Origin of the sequence: Maribacter dokdonensis DSW-8, assembly GCF_001447995.1 — a bacterium.
GTDB classification, from domain to species: Bacteria; Bacteroidota; Bacteroidia; order Flavobacteriales; family Flavobacteriaceae; genus Maribacter; species Maribacter dokdonensis.
Map to the genome: position 1 here is coordinate 1,887,616 of NZ_LDPE01000001.1, position 19,798 is coordinate 1,907,413.

The 19,798-nt window shown below is 36.7% G+C and carries 15 protein-coding genes; 9 read left to right on the plus strand and 6 right to left on the minus strand.

Features of this window, described 5'->3' with window-relative positions:
- The first annotated feature begins 157 nt into the window (after positions 1–157).
- On the plus strand, positions 158–3,508 hold the full coding sequence (locus I600_RS08230; RefSeq protein WP_058103958.1) for a glycosyltransferase family 117 protein: 3,351 nt from the start codon (positions 158–160) through the stop codon (positions 3,506–3,508).
- Positions 3,509–3,559: 51 nt separating this feature from the next.
- On the opposite strand, the gene I600_RS08235 is transcribed toward I600_RS08230, so the two are convergent.
- The 3 genes from I600_RS08235 to I600_RS08245 form a co-directional block, all read right to left on the minus strand.
- The gene (locus I600_RS08235) at positions 3,560–3,856 is read right to left on the minus strand and encodes a thioredoxin family protein (RefSeq protein WP_058103959.1); all 297 of its coding nucleotides are present in this window, start codon (positions 3,854–3,856) and stop codon (positions 3,560–3,562) included.
- 92 nt (positions 3,857–3,948) lie between these two features.
- Positions 3,949–5,178 (minus strand): metallophosphoesterase, encoded by a 1,230-nt coding sequence (locus I600_RS08240; protein WP_058103960.1) that lies wholly within the window; start codon positions 5,176–5,178, stop codon positions 3,949–3,951.
- 57 nt (positions 5,179–5,235) lie between these two features.
- On the minus strand, positions 5,236–5,958 hold the full coding sequence (locus I600_RS08245) for a copper homeostasis protein CutC (RefSeq protein ID WP_058103961.1): 723 nt from the start codon (positions 5,956–5,958) through the stop codon (positions 5,236–5,238).
- Positions 5,959–5,999: 41 nt separating this feature from the next.
- Between I600_RS08245 and I600_RS08250 the strand changes: the two genes are divergently transcribed.
- The 3 genes from I600_RS08250 (at position 6,000) to I600_RS08260 (ending at position 10,317) form a co-directional block, all read left to right on the plus strand.
- On the plus strand, positions 6,000–6,986 hold the full coding sequence (locus I600_RS08250; protein ID WP_058103962.1) for an isoaspartyl peptidase/L-asparaginase family protein: 987 nt from the start codon (positions 6,000–6,002) through the stop codon (positions 6,984–6,986).
- Positions 6,987–7,085: 99 nt separating this feature from the next.
- A complete protein-coding gene (polA, locus tag I600_RS08255; RefSeq protein WP_058103963.1) occupies positions 7,086–9,920 on the plus strand; it encodes a DNA polymerase I in 2,835 nt (944 codons plus the stop codon).
- 97 nt (positions 9,921–10,017) lie between these two features.
- Positions 10,018–10,317 carry a T9SS type A sorting domain-containing protein gene (locus I600_RS08260; protein WP_058103964.1) on the plus strand — a complete coding sequence of 100 codons (300 nt, stop codon included), beginning with the start codon at positions 10,018–10,020 and terminating at the stop codon, positions 10,315–10,317.
- Between the two features lie 51 nt (positions 10,318–10,368).
- Here the strand turns inward: I600_RS08260 and I600_RS08265 are convergent, their stop codons facing one another.
- Entirely contained in the window at positions 10,369–10,875 is a 507-nt protein-coding gene (locus tag I600_RS08265) for a hypothetical protein (protein ID WP_058103965.1), read from the minus strand.
- 93 nt (positions 10,876–10,968) lie between these two features.
- Positions 10,969–13,602, minus strand: a complete 2,634-nt coding sequence (locus tag I600_RS08270; protein ID WP_317038725.1) for a DUF5916 domain-containing protein — start codon at positions 13,600–13,602, stop codon at positions 10,969–10,971.
- Between the two features lie 243 nt (positions 13,603–13,845).
- Here I600_RS08270 and rplM point away from each other — a divergent pair, with 243 nt between their 5' ends.
- The 4 genes from rplM to tsf all read left to right on the plus strand — a co-directional run bounded on the left by rplM (position 13,846) and on the right by tsf (position 16,956).
- Complete coding sequence (gene rplM / locus I600_RS08275) at positions 13,846–14,301, plus strand: 50S ribosomal protein L13 (RefSeq protein ID WP_036151839.1); 456 nt, start codon at positions 13,846–13,848, stop codon at positions 14,299–14,301.
- Between the two features lies 1 nt (position 14,302).
- Positions 14,303–14,689, plus strand: a complete 387-nt coding sequence (gene rpsI / locus I600_RS08280; RefSeq protein ID WP_058103966.1) for a 30S ribosomal protein S9 — start codon at positions 14,303–14,305, stop codon at positions 14,687–14,689.
- A gap of 241 nt (positions 14,690–14,930) precedes the next feature.
- Positions 14,931–16,064, plus strand: a complete 1,134-nt coding sequence (rpsB, locus tag I600_RS08285) for a 30S ribosomal protein S2 (RefSeq protein WP_058103967.1) — start codon at positions 14,931–14,933, stop codon at positions 16,062–16,064.
- 67 nt (positions 16,065–16,131) lie between these two features.
- The gene (tsf, locus tag I600_RS08290; protein WP_058103968.1) at positions 16,132–16,956 is read left to right on the plus strand and encodes a translation elongation factor Ts; all 825 of its coding nucleotides are present in this window, start codon (positions 16,132–16,134) and stop codon (positions 16,954–16,956) included.
- Positions 16,957–17,034: 78 nt separating this feature from the next.
- Here tsf and I600_RS08295 read toward each other — a convergent pair whose 3' ends face one another.
- Positions 17,035–18,906 carry a M61 family metallopeptidase gene (locus I600_RS08295; RefSeq protein WP_058103969.1) on the minus strand — a complete coding sequence of 624 codons (1,872 nt, stop codon included), beginning with the start codon at positions 18,904–18,906 and terminating at the stop codon, positions 17,035–17,037.
- Between the two features lie 152 nt (positions 18,907–19,058).
- On the opposite strand from I600_RS08295, the gene pyrH reads away from it, so the two are divergent.
- Complete coding sequence (gene pyrH / locus I600_RS08300; RefSeq protein WP_058103970.1) at positions 19,059–19,766, plus strand: UMP kinase; 708 nt, start codon at positions 19,059–19,061, stop codon at positions 19,764–19,766.
- Positions 19,767–19,798: the final 32 nt, after the last annotated feature.

Sequence of the window (19,798 nt, forward strand, 5' to 3'; positions counted from 1 at the left end):
GAGGCTGCAAATTTAAAACAAAGTTTGGTTTCACCAAATATTTTTTAAAGTAAAAATTGAAAAAATCTTTATTGCCTCATGTTAAAGGTTTATAAAAATAGTTTATTCCTTTCTATATTAATTAGTAAATTCGCCACTTAGGTTTAACCCAAGCTTCATGTTTTCAAACAACTACCAAAAGTGGAACACCATACTAGGATGGTCCGTATTTTTTATAGCCCTTATAACGTATTATATAACCGTTGAGCCCACTAATAGTTTTTGGGATGCAGGTGAATATATAGCTACCGCTGCCAAATTGCAAGTTGGTCACCCACCGGGGGCACCTCTATTACAAATGATCGGTGCTTTCTTTGCCATGTTCGCATTGGAACCCAATCAAGTAGCTATGATGGTAAATTTAGTATCTGGGGTATCTAGCGCATTTACCATTCTATTCATGTTCTGGACCATTACCAATATCACCAGAAAACTGATAGATAAAGACGGTCCTTTTACCAATAGTAAGGCCATTGCGGTATTTGGAAGTGCTTTAGTAGGATCCCTTGCATTTACCTATTCCGATAGTTTTTGGTTCAACGCGGTGGAAACAGAAGTATACGCCATGGCCAGTTTCATTATGGCACTTTTGTTATGGTTAGGTCTTAAATGGACAGATAATTTAGACGACCCTAGAGGGAATAGATGGATTATATTGATTTCCTTTGTTGTCGGCCTTACTTTCGGTATTCAATTTATGGGCTTTTTGGCCATACCTTCAATTGGTCTACTTTACTATTTTAAAACCTACAAAAAAACAACGGTAAAGAATTTTTTACTGGCTAACATTATCGTCATTGCCATTTTAATGTTGGTTTATAAATTCTCATTGACCTACGTATTAAAATTATTTGGATGGGGCGAAGTCTTTTTTATAAACAGTATAGGCTTACCTTTTAATTCTGGATCAATAATCATTGGCCTGTTATTTATTGCCGCTTTTTATTTTGGCTTAAACTATACGCGTAAAAACAATTACAAAACAGCAAACACCATTGTTTTATGCATGATGTTTTTGTTTTTAGGATTTTCTTCATGGCTAATGTTGCCCATAAGGGCAAATGCCAAGGTTGTAATTAACGAAAATAACCCTGAAGATGCGAGAGCTCTTTTAGCGTACTATAACAGGGAGCAATACCCAGGTGTGGATAGTCCCGTTTACGGCACCTATTATTCCGATATGTTTGCAGCACCAGGCGAAGATCAAGACGGCAAACCAAAATATGAAAAAGATTATACGCTAGGTAAATATATAATTGTAAATAAATACAAAGATGCCATTCAGGGTCCAAATCCAAAGCACCAAGGTTTATTACCTAGAATGTGGAGCTCTCAAAATGCAGAGAATTACATGCGCTATTTTGGAGCTTTGGATTTCAGGATTACCCAGCCCAACCAAGAATTAAGACAAGCGGCAGAGCAGGTTAAAATAGGTTTTGCAAATGGCGAAATCGGGGCGGATCAATACATCAGTTTCTTAAAACGTTTTGATGAATACATAGAAGTGCAACCACCAACATTGTGGGACAATATAGAATACATGATCGAGTTTCAGTTCAACTACATGTATTTACGCTATTTTATGTGGAATTTTGTTGGAAAACAGAATGATGTTCAGGGCCGTTACAATGAAAATGGTAATTGGCTGAGCGGAATCAATTTTATTGATAGCTGGCGTTTAGGTAGTCAAAACAATCTACCTAGCGACATACAAAACAATCCTGGCAGAAACACCTATTTCTTTTTACCATTGATTCTAGGAATTATTGGAATTATTTTTCAAGTATCTAAAGACAAAAGACAATTTTGGGTCCTGTTGATTTTCTTTCTTTTCACAGGGCTGGCAATTCAATTTTACACCAATCCAGGCATCTTTCAGCCACGTGAACGCGACTACTCCTTAGTAGGGTCGTTCTATGTTTTTGCCCTTTGGATAGGCATTGGAGTGTATGGTCTTTATGATGGTTTCAAAGATTGGATCACACCAAAAATATTGGCACCTGTTGTAGTCGTTGCTACCTTACTTGCCGTACCAACGGTTATGGCGGTACAAAACTGGGATGATCACGATAGGTCAAATAGATTTACGGCGAATTCATCAGCAAAAGCATATTTAGATTCTTGTCAAGAAGATGTTGGTGCTATATTGTTCACCATTGGAGATAATGATACCTTCCCTATTTGGTATGCCCAAGAAATAGAACATTATAGAACAGATGTACGCATAGTTTGTACCAGCCTTTTTGAAACAGATTGGTATGTAGATCAAATGAAAGCGGCGGCTTATGAGAGCGCACCTATACCCTCTCAAATAACCCATGAAAAATACAGATGGGGGTCTAGGGACGTATTGTACCACCAAGGCATTACCGAGAATAGATGGCCAATTAAAGATTTCATCAATTGGATCGACAGCGACAAACCTAGAACCAAACTAAAGTATTTATTTGAGCAGAATGGGGCAGATTTAAGTCAGTATTCTGAAGATACGCAAAACATTGTTTACTACCCTACAAACAAAATTAGGGTTCCCGTCAACAAACAGAATGTATTAAGTAGTGGTTTGGTAAAGGAAAAAGATGCCGATTTAATTGTAGATTATATTGATATAGACTTACCTGGCGCCATTACCAAGAAAAGCATGATGATGCTTGATATTTTGGCGAACAACGACTGGAAACGTCCTTTGTACTTTTCTGGAGGAAGTTTTGATGATGCCGAATATCTTTGGATGAAAGACTACTTACAATTAGATGGTTTAGCCTATAAATTAGTACCTATAAGAACAGAAAGACCTAATGCTTTTGAATTAGGTAGAATAGATACCGATCTAATGTATGACATTGTAACCGGTTGGGATTGGGGCAACTCTGGTGGTGATATTTACCATGATACGCAAACACGTATTCAGAGTGTTTCGTTCAGAGGCAATTTGGCGCGCTTAACCGAAGGGCTGATCAAGGAGAACAAAATGGACAAAGCCAAGGATATTATTGAAATATCTTTGACCAATATGCCTGTAGACAAGTTTGGCTATTACACTTTAGTAGAACCATTTATTGATGGTTATTACAAAGTTGGCGAAAGCAATAAAGCCCGTGAGCTTTTTGAAAAACTGAAGAAAAAGTATCAAGAAAGATTGGAATATTATGCCTCTACCAGCTTAGACGAACAATATAATAACATTGACGATATTATCGCCGATATGGAAGCTTACAGGCGCAATATTGATATTGTAATCACAAATGACAGTGAGGATACTGCAGAAAAAGAAACATTGATATTCAATGAGTATATAGACAAGTTTCAACACTTCTATAAGGACGAAGATGATATGGGTATGCCGCAAGATGTATTGGATTCCAATCCAGACATGATGGATACCATGCCAATATCCGATACCATATTACCAGATAATACCAAAACGGATATATTAGAAGATACAATAGATATTTCTACACAACAATAAGCTTTGGGCGAAAGCCCAAAGTGTTTTAGAAATGAAATGAAGATAGATAGATTACACGTATTCTTTGAGAATACCAATTAAAGTGTTAGCGTCTTGCTCACCGCTTTGGCGCCAAACCATTTCGCCTTTCTTGTAGATCATTAGCGTAGGCAAACCTTTAACCCGTAAGGCCTGTGAAAGTTCTTTGTTCTTGTCCACATCGATTTTTATAACCTTACCTCTATCACCTAAAGCCGCAGCTACATCTCTAAGCACAGGGTGCATTGCAGTTGACTGTTCGTTCCACTCTGCATAAAAATCCAGAAGAACGGGTACCTTTAAATCTATTAGTTCACCAAATTTGGACATATAAAATACTTTTCTATGTTAGCCAAATGTAGTAAAAATTGTTAAAATACTACTCTTGCCTATCTATTTGTAACCCTGTAAAAGGGTTAAAATCATGTTAATGCCTTTTTTCTCAAAGTTATCACCGTAATCTCTGGCCAAATTCCAACTCTACCAGGATATCCTAAAAAACCAAATCCTCTGTTCACATTCAGGAATTGCCCCATCTCTTTATAAATACCTGCCCAATATGGGTATCTCCATTTCACCGGACTCCATTTGATCCACCCCGGTATTTCAATCCCAAATTGCATACCGTGAGTATGGCCGCTTAACGTTAAATGATAGTGGTAAGCATCTTTAATAACCTCCATTTCCCAATGTGAAGGATCATGGCTCATTAATATTTTAAAATCATTTTCATTGATCTGTGAAGCTGCTTTTTTTAAATCTCCGGCTTTCTTGAATCCGCCTTTTCCCCAATTCTCCACACCTACTAAAGCAATCTTATCCTCTCCTTTTTTAAGATACCTATGTTCATTGAGCAAAAGGTCAAATCCCATTTGCTTCTGCAAAGCTTTAAGATCCTCTAAATTCTTACTCTTCAACTCTTCCGTTTCCCAAGGTATATAATCTCCATAATCATGATTTCCCAACACAGAGAACTTTCCGTCTTTAGCATCTAGCGTGCTAAACAAATCCGCCCAGGGTTCCATTTCAGAGGTCATATTGTTCACCATATCTCCAGTAAAAAGCAATACATCACTTTTTTGCTGATTGATCAAGTCTACAGCATATTCAATTTTTTTTCTATCATCAAAACTTCCACTATGTATGTCAGATATTTGGGTAATCTGGTACCCATCAAAACTATCTGGAAGATCATCAAATTCTAAATTATACTTCAATACCTTAAAATTGTATTTACCCTTGTACATACCGTACAAAAGAGCACCAAAGGGCACAGCTGCGATCCCCAAAGCCAACAAACTTAAAAATCGCCTACGTGCAGGCAAGCCAAATTGTTTTTCCGCCCCATATAATTTTTGATATAAACCCGAAATAAGCCGATAAATATCCTCTGAAAACAAAAATAGAATAGTAATAATATTGAAGGTTAGCATGGTCAACAAAAACCCAAAGGCATAACTTTTAGGTATACTTAAAACACGCCCCGTTTCTTCACCAGCAGTAAATTGATATATAAAATTCAACATCACAGCTAGTGAAACTGCTATATAAAGCCAAGACCACCAAGGCTGTTTTGAAATGGTTCTTAACGCCTGAAGTACATAAAAACTTAAAGCAATGTATGCCAAAACGAAAATAAGCCAACGAATCATGTTCTTTTTTTTTACAAAGATATCTGTATAACAGTGGTATGTGCGCTCATTTACATTTTATTTAACCTTGGACACCACAGTCTTAATATTCTCAAATTGAGTAACGGCAATATGGTCATCACTCAAAAAACCCTCAGAATTCATGGAAATCAATGGTTTTGATGGCAACATTTTTTTCATAGCGGTACCCGATAAATGTACTGCCTTAAAACCCTGCTCCCTAAAGATTTGAACGTTGCCAGCATTTACGCCCGAACCTGGCATTATTTCAATTGCCGTATTTTGAGCCTTTAGATCCACCAAAAAGTCTATTCCGCCTATAGCTGAACGCTGTTGACCCGATGACAAAATGGTATTCACTTGCATTCTTTCCAGTTCCAACAATGCTTCCTTCGGGTTCTTAACCCAATCAATGGCCCTGTGGAATGTAAAGTGCATACTACCGGCCGCCAATTTAAGTTTATGGGTACGATCAATATCCAAGGTGAAATTATTCAAAAGCACTCCAGACACAACACCATCAAAACCTAATTCTGCACAAAGTTCAATATCCGAAATCATTATATGCAACTCTTCATCAGAATAGGTAAAATCTCCACTTCTAGGCCTTATCAATACATGGACGGGAATAGAAACCTGTTCCCTAACCGCTTTTAACAATCCAAAAGAAGGTGTTAATCCACCTACCGCCAACTCTGTACATAACTCAATACGGTCTGCCCCAGCACGTTCTGCTACCATGGCAGATTCTAAAGAATTTGCACAAACTTCTACTATCATATTGCTATATTTAAGGTCATTAAAAGTAAAGAACCAAACCCATGAAAAGAAGAAAGTTTCTAAGAAATTCAAGTACAGTTGCCGCCGGTATCGTTTCTGCACCTATATTATCATCGTACAAAGAAATCCCTGCAGTAGGTACAACAGACAATACACCAGTGCTACCTATTGCTATTTGTACATGGAATTTTGGAAACGCCACCGCCAAAGCATGGGAAGTTCTTGAAAAAGGAGGCAACGCTCTTGATGCAGTTCACCAAGGAGTTATGGTCGAAGAAAACGATTTAAGCAATAGTACCGTAGGTAATGGCGGAAGACCGGATAGGGATGGTAATGTTACCCTAGACGCTTGTATTATGGACAAAGATGGAAACTGTGGGGCAGTATTGGCTATGCAGAACATTGCAAACCCAATTTCAGTGGCCAGAAAAGTAATGGAAGAAACGCCTCATGTAATGCTTGCCGGCAAAGGTGCTGAGCAATTTGCATACGAGCAAGGTTTTGAAAAGACAAATCTTTTAACTGAAAAATCCAAACAAGCATGGGAAGAATGGAAAAAAACATCGCAGTACAAACCAATAATAAATATTGAAAATCATGATACCATAGGCATGTTGGCCATTGATGCCGATGGAGACATTGCAGGTGCATGTACCACAAGCGGAATGGCATATAAAATGGCAGGCAGAGTTGGCGACTCCCCTATTATTGGCGCTGGACTTTTCGTAGATAACGAAGTTGGCGGAGCAACAGCAACAGGCGTTGGCGAAGAAGTGGTAAGAACCGTTGGTAGTTTTCTGATCGTAGAATTAATGCGCCAAGGAAAATCGCCACAAGAGGCATGCGAAGAAGGCGTAAAAAGAATTATTGCAAAAAATAAGGACAAGCAAGACTTTCAAATAGGCTTTATCGCCATCAATAAAAAAGGAGAAACTGGCGGATATTGTATTCACCCAGGGTTTACCTATAGAACATATACCAAAGAAGGTCATGTAAATAATCCTTCAGATAGTTATTTAAAAAGTTAATTGAACCGTACAACATTTTAGATATAAGCAATAGGCAATTCTCACCTATAGTTTCCCTATCAATTTGTACTTTTATCCTTTTTCATACAATACTTAAAAATGGCAGATCAAAAAAGACTCTTTTTGCTAGATGCATACGCACTTATATTTCGTGGTTACTATGCGCTTATAAAAAACCCAAGAATAAACTCTCAAGGCATGGACACCTCTGCCATTATGGGTTTCATGAATTCCTTATTCGATGTTATTCGCCGTGAAAAACCCGATCATTTAGCCGTTTGCTTCGATAAAGGCGGTAGTGTTGAAAGAACTGAGATGTTTGCCGAGTATAAGGCAAACAGAGATGAAACCCCAGACGCCATTAGGATAGCGGTACCCTATATACAAGATATACTAAAGGCTATGCACATACCTTGTGTGGTTTTGGAAGGCTGGGAAGCAGATGACATTATAGGCACATTATCCAAACAAGCCGAAAAGGAAGACTACAAAGTGTTTATGGTCACGCCAGATAAGGACTTCGGGCAATTGGTTTCCGAAAACATATTTATGTACCGCCCTGCCAGAATGGGTAACGGTATTGAAATTTGGGGAATTCCGGAAATTCAAAAACGTTTTGGTGTAGAAAGACCGGAGCAGGTAATAGATTACTTAGGTATGATGGGCGATGCCAGTGATAACATACCCGGATTACCAGGTGTGGGAGATAAAACTGCAAAAAAATTCATTGCCCAATTTGGATCTATGGAAAATCTATTGGCGAATACCGATCAGTTGAAAGGTAAGATGAAGGAAAAAGTAGAAGCAAACAAAGAATTGGGTTTACTTTCTAAAAAATTAGCCACCATATGCATTGATTGCGACGTTACTTTCAACGCTAAGGACTATGAACTTTCAGTACCGGATTTTGAGAAGGTACAAGAGATATTTGAACAATTGGAATTTAGAAGATTAAAGGATCAATTCATTAAAATATTCTCTGAAGAAACAGAAGAAACCGTTACACAGGTTACCAGCACAGCAACTGCTAAAAAAGAAAAACAAGATGCGGGGTCAGGGCAATTCTCCTTATTTGGGGGTTCTGCAGATGCCGGAGCAACCGTAAAAGACTTTTCTAGTAGAAAAACCATTGCAGATGTAGCACACTCATACCAAAGTGTAGCTCCTGGTATGGCCATGAAGCTTTTCTTAAAAAATTTAATGCAGCAAACTTCAGTTTGTTTTGATACCGAGACTACAGGTTTAGACCCATTGACCGCTGAATTGGTAGGAATTGCTTTTTCTTGGGAAGCAACCAAAGGTTTTTACATTCCTTTTACGGATAACAAAGAAGAAGCACAGGCACTTTTGGAAGAGTTACGCCCTTTCTTTGAAGCCGAAGAAATTGAAAAAATAGGTCAGAATTTAAAGTATGATATTAAGGTATTGGATAAATACAATATTGATGTCAAAGGACCTTTATTCGATACCATGTTGGCCCACTATCTAATTAATCCGGATATGCGTCATAATATGGATGTTCTGGCAGAGACCTATTTAAATTACACTCCAGTATCCATTACTGAACTTATTGGCAAAAAAGGCAAGAATCAATTGAGTATGCGCGATGTTCCGTTAGCAAAACAAACGGAATATGCAGTAGAAGATGCAGATATTACCTTTCAACTTGCACAACATTTTAGACCAGAACTAAAAGAGGCAAATACAGAAAAATTATTTCAAGATATTGAGATTCCCCTACTACGTGTACTAGCGGATATGGAGCTAGAAGGAATCAATTTAGACAAGGAATTCTTGAATTCACTCTCCGAAGACTTGAATAATGACATTTCTAACCTAGAGAAGAAAATTTATGAAGTTGCCGGTGAAGAATTTAATATAGGGTCTCCAAAGCAATTAGGTGAAATATTATTTGACAAATTAAAACTGGTAGACAAACCTAAAAAAACCAAAACAGGTCAATATTCTACCGCGGAAGATGTATTATCCTTTTTGGCTAAAGACCATGAAATTGTAAAAAATGTATTGGATTACAGAGGTCTTGCCAAATTAAAAAGCACCTATGTAGATGCATTGCCAGAACAGGTTGAGCCTTCTACAGGAAGAGTGCATACCGATTATATGCAAACCGTTGCAGCTACCGGAAGGTTAAGTAGCAACAACCCTAATTTACAAAACATTCCAATTAGAACAGAGCGTGGAAGACAAGTAAGAAAAGCTTTTGTGCCAAGAGATGAGAACTACACATTGTTAGCGGCAGATTATTCACAAATAGAATTACGTATAATTGCAGCCTTGAGTGAAGAGACTACCATGATAGAGGCTTTCAAACATGGAGAGGATATTCATGCTTCTACAGCATCTAAGGTATTTAATGTACCATTGGATGAAGTTACACGAGAACAACGTAGCAATGCCAAGACGGTAAACTTTGGTATCATCTATGGCGTATCTGCATTCGGATTAAGTAACCAAACGGACTTATCAAGGAAAGAAGCAAAAGAATTGATAGACACCTACTACAAGACTTATCCAAAGCTAAGAAACTACATGAGCGAGCAGGTAGATTTTGCACGTGAGAACGGCTATGTCTCTACGGTGTTGGGCAGAAGAAGATATCTTAAGGATATAAACGGCAGTAACGCAATAGTACGTGGCGCTGCGGAACGAAATGCCGTAAACGCACCTATTCAAGGTAGTGCGGCAGATATCATTAAAATTGCCATGATCAACATTCATAAAAAGTTAGAAGAAGGTAATTACAAATCTAAAATGTTACTGCAAGTACATGATGAATTGGTATTCGATATCTACAAACCAGAATTAGAAGAATTGCAAACACTGATTAAATCAGAAATGGAAAATGCATACAAAATAGCAGTTCCTTTAGATGTTGAAGTTGGCTTAGGTGATAATTGGTTGGTAGCCCATTAAAGCTAAGATTAGTTAAAGTTTATTTAAAGGAAGACGAAAATACATTTCTAGAACGTTAGCATATAGCGTACTTCTCTCATGAGGTACGCTATTTTTCATGAAAAGGATTTTAATCATTCTAGCTTTTATCATCTTTAGCGCTACCCAATTAGCGGCACAAGATGTTAAAGTTTTTCCTAATCCGGCAACCAACGTTATCAATGTACTTGGTCTAAAAAATGACAAGAATGCCGTTATAACCGTTAGCGATAGCTATGGCAACCAAGTAATCTTTCACCAATGGGACATTAAAAGAAACTCATTGAACATACCTGTTTTTAACCTAGAAAAAGGTTTGTACATGATTACCATACAATCTGAACATCAGAATATAAAAACAAAATTCTACAAGCAATAAAAAACCCTTGTCAATTGACAAGGGTCTTATTATTTTATACTTAGCAAACTTTTATCGTTTTACAAATATCAATTGTCCGTCTTCTGAAAAATTTGGAATATCCAAATCACTGGCATCAACCGTCATGATGTTTCCTTCTATAGAAACACCTATTGCCAACTCATCGCCATTTTCATCAATAGTTGTGACCGTTTCACCGTCAAAGGTATAGGTACTTTCATTAACATCCGAATCTGTAGGGCAAGGAATATCCAAACCTGTAGCGGTCGCATTTACTTCAATATAATTAGCAGAATTAGATGCGCTTGCTGTTAAATCCTCATTAAATTGTAATGTTATAATGAAACAGTTATCAGCTGTAAGAAAATCCAATATTTGCTTTCCAAATTTTGCATCATCACTTGCTGTCTCATTATCTATTTTTAGCTCAGTAGCATCCCATGTACCAATTATGGCCGTGCTTTGAACTTCAGTTTCGGTCTGTGTTTCATCCTTATCCGAACTACAGGAAATTAGTGTTAACACTATCCCTGCAATACATAAAATATGCTTATACATCTTTTTGTTTTATTGGTTGTACACCCCTAAAAACGAAAAAAACTTGGTATTATTTCAAAAATCGATAGATGGATACCTTCCAGAACCAATTCTTTATAGAATAAACCTGTAAGTTGCTTTGAGCAAAATTGTATTATCCTTTTTCCGCCCTAGTATTTGTCGATCTAAATTTCTACCCAATGTTTCACTGGGATCACCTGTACCCACAACACCTTGAGACCATACCAAAAAGATTTCCGAACCAGGTATATATTCCCATCTTAATACAAGGTTTGATCTAAATTGAACATACGAAAAGTTAGGATTCTCTATTTGATAATCTATGGCACCATCAATATCTTCATCTATCAAATAATTATTGGTGTCGGCTGATCCTGATATTTGATTTTCGGAAAATAACGTTACACGTTCGCTCAAGTTCTCAGCAATAGGATTATTTACATAATTAAAATCGGTATATGTACCTCTAGATATAAAAGGCTCACCATAATATTGAATGGATAAGTTTGGATTTATACTATAATTAAAGCGTATAGCAGTACTGAATGTTTTCTGATCAATATTACCGGTAATATACCTTGCATCACCATCAAAACTAGTTTCCGTCACATATTGCGTTTTATTAGGGTTTTCTTCAAACTCAGAAGAGATAGAAAGATTAAAAGCATCAAAAGGTTGGTAGTATAATCTAAACACATATCGCTTTAAAGAAAAGTTATTTTCTGCCGCCTGGCTATTTACATACCCTAAAGTAAAGCTCATTTTTTTTCTACTATCCGAGCCAAAGAAAAGATAAGCGAAGTTTTCATCAGACCAACGCCAACGAGGTCCGCCACGAAGAACGGTATTTGAAAAAATACGGGGTTTATGGGCAGCACCAACCTCTGTCCACCAATTATTTTTATAGTTTATAAAACCCTGGAATTCATATTGAATTCTATTATAATTTCCATCAAAGTCAAACGTAGAGTATTGACTTAACCCTAAGTTTGCACCTCTATAAAAATTAGTAGGCTTTATGAACAACCTACGAACGTTAGCCGTTTGCTTAATTTCATCTGCCTGCCTTAAGAATCCAATATCATTGAGTTCCAATTCTGGAGACCTCCAAATAACTCCGCCATCATATCGCCAATTCCCACCTCCTGCTTTTCCGAGTGCCAACTTACCACCGCTACCCGTTAAAGAGGTACGATCAGGGTCTACATCAACATGACTAGCATCTACCCTTTGAAATAAGTGCGTAATACTATTCTGTGTTCGTTCAATAGCTTGTTGACTGCCCGTAATATGACTGCCTACAATATTTCCTTCAACATAATAATTTCTGTTTTTCCAACTATGTTTAAAATCTACCCCACCTGTGTAGGCACTACTTCTTAAAAAATCGAGATTATCAGGAATATTTCTATTCGTTGCAGTAAATATTCCTCCAATAAAAGAATTACGTTCGTTAAAATCCTTTTGTACCCTACCCACAATATAATTTGTAAGCGGCTCTACCAGTTCTGATCTTTCATTTCCTGCAAGATTCTCTATATCCGCATACATGTTGCCCGTAATACTTTCCAATAAGCCCAAAGACCATCCATTTTTGGTTTTACCTGAAAATTTTGCGGCACCCAGTATGGTTGAATTTGTAGGTTGATCTACAAATTCCGTTTCAGTACTGTTTGCAAACCCTTGTGGACTTCTACCAATTCTTCTACTGTAAAAAATATTATCATTACCATCGGCAAATTCAAAATCGAAAATATTTTTGTTTTCAATAAAGAACGGCCTACGTTCTTCAAAGAAGATTTGAAATCCGTCCAATGCAATAGCTCCTGGATCAGCATCTACTTGTCCAAAATCTGGATTAACCGTTAAATCTAGAGTAAGATCATTGGTCAAACCTATTTTGGCGTCTAACCCCACATTTAAACCATAATCACTACCATCACGAAAAGGGTTGCCCGCTTGTGACGGATAAGCATCATACTGATTTACCAAAAATGGTTGAATTTCCAACTGTTTTTGAGGCTGAATATCAATAAGCCCTCTTAACACTCCAAACTCACTAACCCAACCAGGAGCATCTAATGACACAGGTTGCCAAAGTGACCGTTCTTCTTCCCTAAAAAAACGTCTGTTCAATTGAAGCCCCCAAATTTGCTCTTTTTGTTCTCCAAATTTTAATTGACTAAAAGGTATTTTCATTTCTGCCGACCATCCTTCATGATCAATCTTTGTAGCAGTATACCAAATAGGATTCCAGCTAGCATCCCAAAAATCGCCATTTTGAGAAATAAATTCATCCCCTTTTACACCGGCAGCAGAAACATTAAACGAAAAACCCGTTCTTTTATCGTTGTAGCTATCAATGTTAATTTCTATCCAATCACCCGAAAAATTATCACGCCTTGCCAGCCTCTTTTCTATCTTAGAAGGTACACTATCGTAACAACGAATACCCACATAAAGAAATTTTTCATCATATGTAATCTTAAACTTTGTTGATTGACTAGGTTTTTCCCCATTATTAGGGTCAAATACGGTAAAATCACTGGCCCAAGGAACGCTGTTCCAAGCCAAATCGGTCAGCAAACCATCAATAGCAATGGTCTCACCTAAATTTACTTTTTGTGTAGTATATACTCTTTGTACCTTTGTTGTAACTGTTTGGGAAAAAGAAGTAGCTGAAATTATTAAATATAAAATACTTGTAACTAAGCATTTACGCATCATAATATGTCCTTTGATTGATTGATCGGTTATTACAAGAGACAATGAATATTTTAAATTGTTACAGAATCGGTAATAAAATCAATAAGAATAACAGTACTACGATGGCTATAAACCGGTTAGAAATTACATTTAATTAAAAAATGTAAAAAAATAAGAAACAAGTATTTGCAATTCAAGTTAATAATTGTAGATTTGCAGCCCCTTTCACGGGATTGATTAAAATAATAGTTAAAAATAGCAGTAGTGGATACATTAAGTTATAAGACCGTTTCGGCCAACAGAACAACTGTAAACAAAGAGTGGTTATTGGTAGATGCCGAAGGAGAAACATTAGGACGCATGGCTTCAAAAGTCGCCTATTTGTTAAGAGGAAAGCACAAGCCTAGTTTCACCCCTCATGTTGATTGTGGTGATAATGTTGTTATTATCAACGCAGAGAAAATTGTTCTTACAGGAAACAAGTGGTCTGATAAATCATATATGAGATACACTGGCTACCCAGGTGGACAACGTACTACTAGCGTAAAACAATTGTTGGATAAAAATCCAGAAGGTATTCTTGAAAAAGCAATAAAAGGAATGTTACCTAAAAACAGATTAGGTGCAGAACTTTTTAGAAACCTTAAAGTTTACGCAGGTACGGAGCATGGACAAGAAGCTCAAAAGCCTACTGTTGTTAATTTAAAAGATATTAAATAAGATGGAAGTAATTCATAAAATTGGTCGTAGAAAGACCGCTGTAGCGAGAGTATATCTTTCTGATGGAAATGGTGACATTACCATTAACAATAAAGATTTAAGCGTATACTTCCCAACTGCAACACTTCAATACAAAGTAAAGCAACCTTTCAGCTTAACTGAAAGCTTAGATACTTACGACGTAAAAGTAAACGTTTACGGTGGTGGTATTACTGGACAAGCAGAAGCTATTCGTCTTGCTTTATCTAGAGCAATGTGTGAGATAGATGCTGAGAACAGATCAATCTTAAAACCAGAAGGTCTATTAACTAGAGACCCAAGAATGGTTGAACGTAAGAAATTCGGTCAGAAGAAAGCACGTAAAAAATTCCAATTCTCGAAACGTTAATTCGAGATTACAAGAGTACAGGGCACCCTTTTTGGGTGCCTATTTTTATATTTTATCACACTGGGAAACCAGATTATTAACAAGTTCATTGAAAGTCCGTTAAGGACAATTAAAAATCCTTTAATTCCAAAAAATTGAAGGTAAGATTAGTTTAGCATCTAAATGATGAAGGCTTCTTGATATTTAATTCGAGATACCACTTTGTCATTGCTAATTCAAAAGAACGTAAACTAAATTTAAAATGGCGAGAGTCGAAGTAAAACAATTATTAGAAGCAGGTGTACATTTTGGTCACCTAACAAGAAAATGGAATCCGAACATGGCTCCTTACATCTACATGGAGCGTAATGGGATTCACGTAATCAACCTTTACAAAACAGTTGCAAAATTAGATGAGACCAACGAGGCTCTTAAAAAAATTGCAGCGTCAGGTAGAAAAATACTTTTCGTAGCTACCAAAAAACAAGCTAAGGACATCGTTGCAGAAAAAGCAGCAAACGTAAACATGCCTTACATCACTGAAAGATGGCCAGGTGGTATGTTAACCAATTTTGTTACTATTCGTAAAGCCGTTAAGAAAATGGCTTCTATTGATAGAATGAAAAAAGATGGAACTTTCCTTACACTTTCTAAAAAAGAAAGATTGCAAGTTGACCGTTTACGTGCAAAATTAGAAAAGAACTTAGGTTCTATTTCTGAAATGACACGTTTACCAGGTGCATTGTTCATCGTTGATACAATGAGAGAGCACATTGCAGTTAAAGAAGCTCAAAAATTGAACATTCCAATTTTTGCAATGGTAGATACCAACTGTGATCCTAGAGATGTAGATTACCTTATACCTTCTAACGATGATGCTTCTAAGTCTATTGATATTATCATGACAGAAGTTACCAATGCAGTTGCCGAAGGTTTAGCTGAGCGTAAAGCTGAAAAAGGTGATTCTGAAGGTAAATCTGACAAAAAAGATAAAGGTGCCAAGAAAAAAGCAGTTGCAGACAAACCAGCGCCAACTCCAGAAAAAGTTGACACTAAACCTGCACCAGTTGTAGACAAAGTACCAAATGTTGAAGTTAACGTTGAAGCTACTAAAGAAGCTGTTGCGAACGATACAAAAGCAGAAGCTGATGACTTAACAAAAGTTGAAGGTATTGGCCCAAAAGCTGCTGAAGCCTTAGTTGCTGCCGGTATTGCTACTTACGAAGATCTTTCTAATGGAGATGCTGAAAAAATCAAGGAAATTTTGACAGAGGCAAGTTCTAGAATGGCTCATTTAGATCCAACTTCTTGGCCAAAGCAAGCTAAAATGGCTGCTGAAGGTAAGTGGGACGAGCTTAAAGAATGGCAAGACAACGTTAAAGGTGGTGTAGAATAAGTTACTACATTTGTTATAAAAATAAATCTAACGACCCCTTAAAACGGGTATATTAAAAGTAAAAAAAATGGCAAAGATTACAGCTGCAGAAGTTAATAGATTAAGAAAGACTACTGGTGCAGGAATGATGGATTGCAAAAAAGCCTTGGTTGAAGCTGAAGGTGATTTTGAAAGTGCAATCGAAATTCTTCGTAAAAAAGGTCAAAAAGTTGCAGCAAAAAGAGCTGACAGAGATTCTTCTGAAGGTGCAGCAATCGCTAAAGTAAATGATGACAACACTAGTGGTGTTATTATTTCTTTGAACTGTGAGACCGATTTCGTTGCTAAAAACGAAACTTTTGTAACATTGGCTACAGAATTAGCAGACTTGGCAATCAACTTTGATTCCAAAGAAGCTTTCTTGGCTGCTGATTATAAAGGTATGACCGTTCAAGAAAAACTTACTGAGCAAACAGGTGTTATCGGTGAGAAAATTGAGATAGGTGGTTTTGAAACGTTAAGTGCTCCTTTTGTAGGTTCTTATATTCACGCAGGAAACAAAATAGCTGTTTTAACAGGTCTTTCCGCTTCTGTACCAGGTGCTGAAGAAGTTGCTAAAGATGTGTCAATGCAAGCTGCCGCTATGAACCCTGTAGCATTAAACGAAGATGGTGTTGACCAATCCGTGATCGACAAAGAAATTGAAATTGCAAAAGATCAATTACGTCAAGAAGGAAAACCAGAAGCAATGCTAGACAATATCTCTAAAGGTAAAATAAAGCGTTTCTTTAAGGACAATACTTTAGTAAACCAAGATTTCATTAAAGATAGCAAACAAAGTGTTGCTCAATATGTAAAATCAGTTGATTCTAATTTAGAAGTAACAGGTTTTAAAAGAGTTGCATTAGGTTAATTACAATACAACTAACTCAATAAAAAACCGCCTTACTGCAAAGTAGGCGGTTTTTTTATTTAGCATCATTATTAAACCTTAGTCTTTTAACCAAGCCTTACGTAAGTCTATATTTTTCTGGTCTACATTTTCTAAAGGAACAATCTTCTTTACCTTTTTAACCGGTTGACCTACCTTACCTTCAACTGAAACCAATTCACCATCTCTTTCTACAGTCATACTTACTACCGTTTCTGGCGTCCAACTAAAACTTTCCCCAATAATTGGTCTAAGCGACTCAAGATTAATCTCCTGTCCGTTTATCACCTTAAAAATATCACCTCCCTGTAGTTTTAAATCATCAAAGAAAGAATTCAACTCTATATTCTCACGTATAAAAACAACACTATCATTTTGCACATCAACATCCATATAAGGCACTTGCCCATCAAAAAAGTAACCTGTAGGCTCTTCAACATCTTTTGTAGCTAAACCTACCTTTGAAAAATAAACATCATAATCTATAGGTGTATCTCCAATAACATGTTCCTTAAAAAAAGTATCCACCTCCGGATAGGTCATCTGAACAATCTCTCCGAATAAAACTTCATCTTCAAAAGGCACATCCGTACCATACTTTTTAGACAGCTCTTTCATCAACCAAAGCATACTCTTTTCGCCGCTGCTCTTTTCACTTAATATAATATCTAAACACATATTTATTAAAGCACCTTTCTCATATACGTTAGCGTAATTGGGCTCATAAGGTTGCTCTAAAATATTCTTGCTCATTTCAGTGAAAGACATGCTATCATCATAAAATTCAGAGTTGGTAATTTTACCCAACATGCGCTCATAAAAATCCTCTTCAGAAATTAAACCTTGCTGTACCTGAAATAAATTGGCAAAATACTCCGTAGTACCTTCGTACATCCATAAATGTTGTGACATTTTTGGGTCGTTAAAATCAAAATATTGTATTTCTTTAGAATGAACGGACAATGGTGTTACAATATGAAAGAATTCGTGCGAAACCACATCTACCATAGCTTGCTCCAAACGACCAATATCCATAGCTTCAGGTAAAACTACCACGGTAGAAGTATGATGCTCCAAAGCTCCAAAACCATGAGCATCGGGCTTATTTACATCAGACAAATACAAAAGAATATTATACTCTTTAGTACTATCTACATCACCAAGAAACTTCTTCTGAGCCTCCATCATTTTTAACATTCTATTCTTTAAATCAGAAGCCTTGTACACGTTATTTGGTGAAAACAAGCTCAATGTTACCGTTATACCATTAATTTCAAAACTTTCAGTATTAGGTTTAGCGTACATTATAGGGTTGTCAATAACTTCAAAATACCTATTGGCAAGAAACGCGTCCCAAAGTGGATCAGGCTTACGGTCAATTTGATCAGAAAGGGTTGTTGTTGCAATTAAGTCCGCCGGCTTTTTAATATGAATAGCATAAGGAACCTCTTTAAACCCATCAAAATAGCCTACAAAACCATGTAGGTTCAGCATAAAATTACTGTCTTTCTCAATATTTGTACCTGCCGGGGAAAATACTGCATCAACCACTTCATTTTCCGTATCATAGGTATCATTTACCCAGTAACGTACTTTATCAAGCTGTGTTCCATTAGAAATACTCCAAGAATTTTCATCAAGCTTAACAAATTGCAATGGTTTACCTTTATAATCCAAAGCTTCAAAATCCTGCAAATACTGCCCGTAGTTATCGCTACTATATGTTCCTGGCACCGTTTTAGGAATTCTAAAAATAACCGTTGAAGAAGCAAAAGCACCAGGATCTACAATCACCTGCACCCTATCTTCTACCACATTGACCAAATCTATTGAAGTAAGAACAGGGCTTTTCTCAATAGCTGCCAATTGCTTACCGGCTCCACAAGCATATAATAGAAGAGCACTTGAAATAATTAATAAGGATTTTTTCATAAAATATTCAATTGTTAATTTTTAAAATAATGATATATCAAAGATAGAGAATAAGTAACCATAGTATCTTGACACCTATCTTTTACCAGAATAAAATATTGAACACGCCCATCAAAAATTTTCATTATTTTTGATGGCAAATTAAAACTAGAATGCACTACAAACGAATTCTTCTAAAATTAAGCGGTGAAGCCTTAATGGGTGAAAAGCAATATGGAATAGATTCTAACCGCCTAAATGAATATGCGGAAGAGATAAAAGAGGTAGTTGAAAAAGGAATTGAAGTTGCCATTGTTATTGGTGGCGGTAACATTTTTAGAGGCCTTACAGGTGCAGCCACAGGTATGGATCGCGTACAAGGGGACCACATGGGTATGCTGGCTACCGTTATCAACGGGTTAGCTTTACAAAGCGCTTTAGAAATGAGTGGTGTACAGACCAGATTGCAAACTGCTATAAAAATTAATGAAGTAGCCGAGCCTTTTATTAGAAGACGTGCCATGAGGCATTTAGAAAAAGGTAGAGTCGTTATTTTTGGCGGCGGCACAGGTAACCCATATTTTACAACAGATTCTGCTGCTGTTCTTAGAGCTATTGAAATAGAAGCTGATGTTATCTTAAAAGGTACAAGAGTAGATGGTATATATACTGCCGACCCAGAAAAAGATAAAAGTGCCACAAAATTTGACACTATTTCTTTTCAAGATGTACTTACAAAAGGACTAAAAGTAATGGACACGACTGCCTTTACCCTAAGTCAAGAGAACGAACTACCAATCGTAGTTTTTGATATGAACAAAAAAGGAAACCTATTGAAAATTGTTGACGGGCAAACCATTGGTACCACGGTCAACCTATAATTTTTGGTACAATTAATGTTATTGCGATAGTA

Coding starts and splice junctions, on each gene's coding strand:
- rpsB (WP_058103967.1), top strand. CDS start 14,931: ATGGCGAGAGTCGAAGTAAAACAATTATTAGAAGCAGGTGTACATTTT.
- pyrH (WP_058103970.1), top strand. CDS start 19,059: ATGCACTACAAACGAATTCTTCTAAAATTAAGCGGTGAAGCCTTAATG.
- I600_RS08245 (WP_058103961.1), bottom strand. CDS start 5,958: ATGATAGTAGAAGTTTGTGCAAATTCTTTAGAATCTGCCATGGTAGCA.
- I600_RS08235 (WP_058103959.1), bottom strand. CDS start 3,856: ATGTCCAAATTTGGTGAACTAATAGATTTAAAGGTACCCGTTCTTCTG.
- I600_RS08265 (WP_058103965.1), bottom strand. CDS start 10,875: ATGTATAAGCATATTTTATGTATTGCAGGGATAGTGTTAACACTAATT.
- tsf (WP_058103968.1), top strand. CDS start 16,132: ATGGCAAAGATTACAGCTGCAGAAGTTAATAGATTAAGAAAGACTACT.
- I600_RS08230 (WP_058103958.1), top strand. CDS start 158: ATGTTTTCAAACAACTACCAAAAGTGGAACACCATACTAGGATGGTCC.
- polA (WP_058103963.1), top strand. CDS start 7,086: ATGGCAGATCAAAAAAGACTCTTTTTGCTAGATGCATACGCACTTATA.
- I600_RS08295 (WP_058103969.1), bottom strand. CDS start 18,906: ATGAAAAAATCCTTATTAATTATTTCAAGTGCTCTTCTATTATATGCT.
- I600_RS08250 (WP_058103962.1), top strand. CDS start 6,000: ATGAAAAGAAGAAAGTTTCTAAGAAATTCAAGTACAGTTGCCGCCGGT.
- I600_RS08260 (WP_058103964.1), top strand. CDS start 10,018: ATGAAAAGGATTTTAATCATTCTAGCTTTTATCATCTTTAGCGCTACC.
- rpsI (WP_058103966.1), top strand. CDS start 14,303: ATGGAAGTAATTCATAAAATTGGTCGTAGAAAGACCGCTGTAGCGAGA.
- I600_RS08240 (WP_058103960.1), bottom strand. CDS start 5,178: ATGATTCGTTGGCTTATTTTCGTTTTGGCATACATTGCTTTAAGTTTT.
- I600_RS08270 (WP_317038725.1), bottom strand. CDS start 13,602: ATGATGCGTAAATGCTTAGTTACAAGTATTTTATATTTAATAATTTCA.